Genomic DNA, 6,800 nt, shown 5'->3' on the forward strand with positions numbered 1-6,800 from the left:
GGCTATTGTAATAATTTTTGCAAAGCAACTTTTACTTTTTCAAAATCAAATTTCTTTATCACATTCTCCATCATTGCAGCAATTTTATCATTTTGCAAATTACCGATAGACCCCTCATGCGTATGATTTACTTCAGTTGAATATTTAAAATTATCTTCTTCAATATCCATCCCTACTTTTTTATAAGCATCTCTGAATGGTACGCCCTGCAATACCAGCTTGTTTACTTCTTCTACACTAAACAAAAATTTATATTTCTCGTTTTGAAGCAAATCTTTTTTTACCTGGATATTACTCAGCATTAAGCCAGCCATTTGCAAACAATTATTTAAATTTTCAAATGCCGGAATAATATGTTCTTTTAATAATTGCAGATCTCTTTGGTAACCTGAGGGCAAATTAGTGGTCATCAGCATTATCTCATTGGGCAATGCCTGTATGCGGTTGCAATGCGAACGTATCAATTCAAATACATCCGGATTTTTTTTGTGCGGCATAATACTGCTACCTGTGGTTAGTTCATCAGGAAAAGAAATAAATGCAAAATTTTGATTGAGGAATAAACAGGCATCCATACCTAATTTAGAAAGCGTGGCTGCAATATTTGCCATTGCTGCTGCTGCTATACGTTCGGTTTTGCCACGGCCCATTTGGGCATACACCACATTATAATTCAAGTCTTCAAAACCTAATAACTGTGTGGTTAAAGTTCTGTTGATGGGGAAAGAACTGCCATAGCCGGCAGCGGAACCTAATGGATTTTTATTAACAACAGTGTAAGCAGCCTGCAAAGTTGTAAGATCATCCACTAAACTTTCGGCATAGGCACCAAACCATAATCCGAATGAGGATGGCATGGCCAATTGTAAATGGGTGTAGCCGGGTAAAAGATCAGTTTTATATTTTTCACTTTGCTGAATCAATAAATCAAAAAGATCTTTTGTATTGAAAACTAATTTTTCAATTTCACTTCTCAAATATAATTTCAAATCAACTAAAACCTGGTCGTTGCGGCTTCTTGCACTGTGAATTTTTTTGCCAACATCGCCAAGTTTTTCGGTAAGCATTAATTCTACTTGTGAATGAATATCTTCTACACCATCATTAAGCTTGAACCCTCCTTTTTGTATTTGCTGATAAATATTTTTTAGTTCAATTTCTATTTTTTGCAATTCTTCTTTTGATAATAAGCCTACAGACTCCAGCATTTTGGTGTGTGCTAACGAACCTAATACATCAAATGGTGCCAGGTGTAAATCCAGTTCATTGTCTTTACCTACAGTAAATTTTTCAACTTCCTGTAATGATGCTTTATCTTTTTGCCAGAGTTTCATTTAAGTTGTAAGTTTTAAGTATTAAGTGGTAAGTCAGTTTCTGACTTTAGCTATTAAAGCTATCAACATTGCTTTAATTTCATTAACAAGTTTTGTAAGTATTTCATAGTTCTCAGAAGTGATATAATTCAAATCCTTTGATAATAAAATAAAATATTCTGCTTCATTAGAGGAGCCAAGAGAAATATTAAGGTAATTAGCAAAATCGAGTTTTGAATTCTTACCACAGCCTTCAGCTATATTTGCTGCAATTGATGAAGCAGCCCGTCTTAATTGGCTTGTAAGGCCGTATGTTTCTGTTTTAGGAAAAGCCGCAGAAACCTGATACACTTCAAGTGTAAATCGATGAGCCTTTTCCCAAACTTTTAAATCTTTATAATTCTGCATTGTAAACTTATTACTTACAACTTATCACTTACTTTTTCTACACAATCTGCTCCACCATCTTAATATAAGTTGCTATACCATCTTTTATTTCATTTAAAAAAATAAATTCATCTGCTGTATGGCTTCTGGCACTATCGCCGGGGCCCATTTTTAAAGTAGGGAAAGGCATTAATGCTTTATCACTTGTGGTGGGTGAACCGTAATATCCTTTGCCTAAACTTATACCTGCTTTTACCAATGGATGATCTAAAGCAATGGCTGTCGATTTCATCCTTGTGGTACGGGGTTTGAAAGCACTTTTTAAATTAGCTTTTAGTGCTTCTAAAATTTCTTCAAAACTGTATAATTCGTTTACCCTTACATCAATTACAAATTTACATTGTGCCGGCACCACATTGTGTTGTTTGTTTTCTGTTTCAATTACAGTAACGGTTAATCTTGATTCGCCTAACAGCTCACTTATTTTTTCAAATTGATAATTTCTTATCCAGTTAATATCATCAACTGCATTGTACAAAGCATTCTCCCCTTCTTTACGTGCCGCATGACCAGCCCGGCCGGGTGCTGTGCAATCAATTACCATTAATCCTCTTTCGGCAACGGCCATTTCTAATTTTGTAGGTTCGCCAACAATACCAAAATCGATATTGCCCAAATAGGGTAATACTAATTCAATGCCGTTTACACCACTTATTTCTTCTTCGGCACTGGCGGCGAATACTACATTGTATTTTGTATTTTCATCATTATAAAAATGTAAAAAAGTGGCTATCAAACTTACCAAACATCCGCCTGCATCATTACTGCCCAGGCCAAATAATTTTTCTTCCTTTATTATTGGAGCAAAAGGATCGAGTGTGTATCCTTTGTTTGGCTTAACAGTATCGTGGTGTGAGTTTAATAAAATGGAAGGCTTGTTTACATCGTAAAATTTATTTTTGGCATAAATATTATTGCCCACTCTTGCATGCTCCACCCCATGCTTTGTAAAAAAAGCCGTAATAATTTCTGCCGTATCATTTTCTTCTTTAGAAAATGAAGGCGTGGAAATTAAATCTTTTAATAGATTGAGCGCTTCGTTATATAATTGTTCTGGTTGCATAATTTTATTTTAGGGGTCAGACGGTTTAGACCCGTCATGACCCCTTAATTAAAGTACCGGTTGTTTGTTGCGTTACGTTTTGTAACAGGTCGTGGGCATGCCCAATCAATACTTCTTTTACACCACTGTCAATAGCTGCAAAAGCATTATCAATTTTTGGTAAGATGCCATCAAATAATTTATTATCGCTTTTTAATTGCTGGTAAATTTCTTTTGTTATCAATGGTATGGCAGAATTTTCATCGTTTACATTTTCTAACACACCTTTCTTTTCAAAACAATAAATTAAACGAACATCATATAATTTTGATAGAGCTGTTGCAATGGTTGAAGCAATTGTATCTGCATTGGTATTTAAAATTTGCCCTTTCCCATCATGTGTTAGGGGTGCAACTACCGGCGTGAATTTATTTTGAAGCAACACCTGCCAACTGTCAACTGCCATCTGTCCACTGTTTACATCTCCAACAAAACCAAAATCAATTCCTTCTTTAGTAACCGGCCTTTTTGTAGCAGGAATAATATTTGCATCGGCTCCTGTTAACCCAATTGCATTACAATGTAATGCCTGCAATTTTGCAACAATTTTTTTATTTACTAATCCACCATACACCATTGTTACTAAATCAATGGTTGCCTCATCTGTAATTCTTCTGCCATCAATATATTTCGATTCAATACCTAATTTGTCTCCAATTTTTGTTGCAATTTTTCCGCCCCCATGAATTAAAATTTTCTTACTCTTAATTGCAGCAAAATTTTTTAAGAATGCTGAAAGATTATTTTCATCATCAATTATATTACCTCCTATTTTTATTACAAATAATGGCTCCATTATTTAGCTTTTAAAATTTCAGCAAGAACAGCTTGTGCTGCCCAAACTCTATTTCCTGCCTGCGTTGTTACTAAACTGTTTGGCCCGTCTAAAATTTCATCACTCAATTCCACATTTCTTCTTACGGGTAAACAATGCATTACTTTTGCATTGTTAGTGTGTATCAATTTTTCTGGTGTCAACATCCACGATGGATCGTTGCAATAAATTCTGCCGTAATCTGTAAAAGTGCTCCAGTTTTTTACATAAATAAAATCGGCATCTTTTAAAGCTTCATCCTGGTTATGCGTAATTGTGGCACCTTTGGTAAATTGCTCATCCAATTCATAATCTTCGGGATGTGTTATTACAAAATCTGCTTCGCCCCAGGCATTTATCCATTGGGCAAAACTGTTGGCAACACATTGCGGTAAAGGTTTTATATGTGGTGCCCAGGTTAATACGATTTTAGGTTTGCCCCCATCCCCTCCCTCCGATGTCGGGATAAATTCCGGGGAGTTATTCATCGACTCTTTAATTGTTATGATGTCTGTTAATGATTGCAGCGGATGTAACGTTGCACTTTCTAAACTTACAATGGGCACACCGGCAAATTGAATAAAGGATTGCATCACCAGTTCGCTGTAATCTTCTGCTTTATTATTTAAAGTCGGAAATGCACGAATGCAAAGTATATCAAAGTACTGCCCTAAAATAGGTGCTGCATCTTTTACATGCTCTACTGTTGTGCCGCTCATGATAGCGCCTTCTTCAAACTCTAAAGCCCAGCCTTCTTTATCTACATTGAAAATTATGGCTTCTAACCCTAAATTTTTTGCAGCCACCTGTGTACTTAATCTTGTACGCAGACTTGGGTTTAAAAATAATAAACCAATTTTTTTATCAGCACCCAAATTCCTGTCGGCAAATGGATTTGATTTGTACGACAATGCTTTTGCAACCAGTGCATTGATATCAGAAACATCTTTTACTGAAATAAAATTTTTCAAATTTTTATTTTTTTATTTTTTTGAACCCAACAATATTTCTTTGTTCAACTTCATTGGCGTCGCACTCTTCAACAGTATTTCTTTACTCATCTCCTTATATTCAAACCTGTATTAGTTATTCGCAACATGGTCAGACGAGGACGTCAGACCATGTTAAATTCCAACGTGGTCGACGAGGGCTTCAGACCATGTTAAGCTCTGCCGCAATCGCTTTTAAAAAAATATCAGCATCTGCTTTTGTAATATTTAAGGCCGGCAACAACCTTATCACATTAGGCTTTGCTTCACCAGTAAATATTTTATGTTTAAAAAGTAAATTCTTTTTTATTGCTGTTAATTCATCAGGCAAAACTATACCAATCATTAAACCTCTTCCTCTTATTTCTTTTATTTTTGGTAATTTCTTTAATTCTTCAATTAAGTAACTGCCAACTGTGGCCGCATTTTTCATTAACGCATCTTCTTCAATAATTTCTAATACCGCCAACGCAGCGGCGCAAGCTAAATGGTTACCGCCAAAAGTGGTACCCAGCATAAAATGTTTGGCCTTTAATTTTGGCGCAATCGAAACTCCTGCAACAGGAAAACCATTGCCCATTCCCTTTGCCATGGTATAAATATCTGCATCTGCTCCACTAAAATCCTGACTGTAAAATTTACCGGTACGTCCGTAACCGCATTGCACAGCGTCGGCAATGTAAACGGCATTGTATTCAATGCACAAACTTCTTATCTTTTGTAAAAAAGAATCCGTTGCAACATTTATTCCACCCACGCCCTGAATACCTTCAATAATTACGGAAGAAATTTCATTACCATTTTCATCAAAATATTTTTGCAGACCATCTTCATCATTAAAAGGAAGAAACACTACATTACCGGTTTGGTTAACCGGCGCCACAATATTGGGATTATCTGTAACCGCAACTGCTAAAGAAGTACGGCCATGAAATGCTTTTGTAAATGCCACGATTTTTTTTCTGCCATTATAGAAAGAAGCCAGCTTTAATGCATTTTCGTTGGCCTCGGCGCCGGAGTTGCATAAAAATAAATGATAGTCTTCTTTACCGGAAACCTCTCCTAATTTTTGCGCCAGTAAATTTTGAATAGGAATTTTTACAGAGTTGGAATAAAATCCAACTTTATGCAATTGCTCTTGTAACCTGTTTACATAATGCGGATGTGTATGGCCAATAGAGATCACCGCATGGCCGCCGTACATGTCTAAATAAATTTGTCCTTTATCATCCCATACATAACTGCCCTGTGCTTTATCAATGATGATGTCGTTAAGTGGATATACGTCGAATAAATTCATGCCCCTGTCCCCAGAAGGGGAACCTGATTTGTTAATGAATAATTTATTTGCAATAATTCTAAAGTCATAATAATGTGCAATCATTTTTTTCCAATCAATAATTGCTGCAACATTTTGAAAGCTCTCAAGTCCCCTTCAGGGGATTTAGGGGCTTTTAAAAGTAGCTTCCTTTTAATTTCAATCCCATCGTCTCCTCCAACCCAAACATTAAATTCATATTTTGTATTGCCTGACCGCTGGCGCCTTTAATTAAATTGTCAATTACAGAATGTACCACTAATTTGTTTCCAACTTTTTCTAACTGAATAATACATTTATTGGTATTAACAACCTGTTTTAAAAAAACTGGCTGGGTTGTTACCGTTGTAAATGGGTGATCATTATAAAAATCACTAAATAACACATTCAATTCCTGTAAACTCAAATCACATTTTAATTGAGAGCTGATGAAAATACCTCTTGTAAAATCGCCACGCCAGGGAACAAAAGAAAATCCCTCGTCCTTTAGTATTGAATTTGATTGCAGCGAATTAATAGATTGTAATATTTCTGCATTATGCTGATGCGTTAAAGTTTTATACGCCTGTATATTATTAACCCGCCAGCTAAAATGTGAGGTGGCTGCTAAACTTTGTCCGGCTCCTGTGCTGCCTGTAATGCCGGTAGTATACACTTCATTCAATAATCCTGCTTTTGCTAAAGGCAATAAACCTAATTGAATGGCTGTTGCAAAACAACCGGGGTTGGCAATATTATTGGCAGTTTTAATTTTTTCTTTTTGCAATTCCGGTAAGCCGTAAACAAATTTTCGCTTGCCGATTTCTGATTTTGTATC

At 35.8% G+C, this 6,800-nt stretch carries 6 protein-coding genes and 1 pseudogene; all 7 read right to left on the bottom strand.

All coding sequences use genetic code 11. The annotated features are described in order from the left end of the window. Positions 1–2: 2 nt before the first annotated feature. Positions 3–1,334, bottom strand: a complete 1,332-nt coding sequence (gene argH, locus ACY651_RS17065) for an argininosuccinate lyase (RefSeq protein WP_462254704.1) — start codon at positions 1,332–1,334, stop codon at positions 3–5. A 33-nt stretch (positions 1,335–1,367) separates the two neighbouring features. Then, positions 1,368–1,721, bottom strand: a complete 354-nt coding sequence (locus ACY651_RS17070) for a four helix bundle protein (protein WP_462254705.1) — start codon at positions 1,719–1,721, stop codon at positions 1,368–1,370. Between the two features lie 37 nt (positions 1,722–1,758). Continuing rightward, complete coding sequence (locus ACY651_RS17075) at positions 1,759–2,823, bottom strand: M20 family metallo-hydrolase (protein ID WP_462254706.1); 1,065 nt, start codon at positions 2,821–2,823, stop codon at positions 1,759–1,761. Between the two features lie 34 nt (positions 2,824–2,857). Further along, positions 2,858–3,658 (bottom strand): acetylglutamate kinase, encoded by an 801-nt coding sequence (gene argB, locus ACY651_RS17080; protein WP_462254707.1) that lies wholly within the window; start codon positions 3,656–3,658, stop codon positions 2,858–2,860. Further along, a complete protein-coding gene (locus ACY651_RS17085; protein WP_462254708.1) occupies positions 3,658–4,647 on the bottom strand; it encodes a Rossmann-fold NAD(P)-binding domain-containing protein in 990 nt (329 codons plus the stop codon). The genes argB and ACY651_RS17085 overlap by 1 nt, the downstream gene beginning before the upstream one ends. Positions 4,648–4,828: 181 nt before the next feature. Further along, positions 4,829–6,049 carry an aspartate aminotransferase family protein gene (locus ACY651_RS17090; protein ID WP_462254709.1) on the bottom strand — a complete coding sequence of 407 codons (1,221 nt, stop codon included), beginning with the start codon at positions 6,047–6,049 and terminating at the stop codon, positions 4,829–4,831. Between the two features lie 70 nt (positions 6,050–6,119). Beyond that, positions 6,120–6,800, bottom strand: a pseudogene (locus tag ACY651_RS17095) (N-acetyl-gamma-glutamyl-phosphate reductase); the annotation flags it as partial.

Origin of the sequence: Ferruginibacter sp., assembly GCF_031391665.1 — a bacterium.
Lineage (GTDB): Bacteria > Bacteroidota > Bacteroidia > Chitinophagales > Chitinophagaceae > Ferruginibacter.

What these genes read in the sequence shown, in the direction of transcription:
- ACY651_RS17090 (WP_462254709.1), bottom strand. Translation starts at nt 6,049, where the DNA reads ATGATTGCACATTATTATGACTTTAGAATTATTGCAAATAAATTATTC.
- argH (WP_462254704.1), bottom strand. Translation starts at nt 1,334, where the DNA reads ATGAAACTCTGGCAAAAAGATAAAGCATCATTACAGGAAGTTGAAAAA.
- ACY651_RS17070 (WP_462254705.1), bottom strand. Translation starts at nt 1,721, where the DNA reads ATGCAGAATTATAAAGATTTAAAAGTTTGGGAAAAGGCTCATCGATTT.
- ACY651_RS17075 (WP_462254706.1), bottom strand. Translation starts at nt 2,823, where the DNA reads ATGCAACCAGAACAATTATATAACGAAGCGCTCAATCTATTAAAAGAT.
- argB (WP_462254707.1), bottom strand. Translation starts at nt 3,658, where the DNA reads ATGGAGCCATTATTTGTAATAAAAATAGGAGGTAATATAATTGATGAT.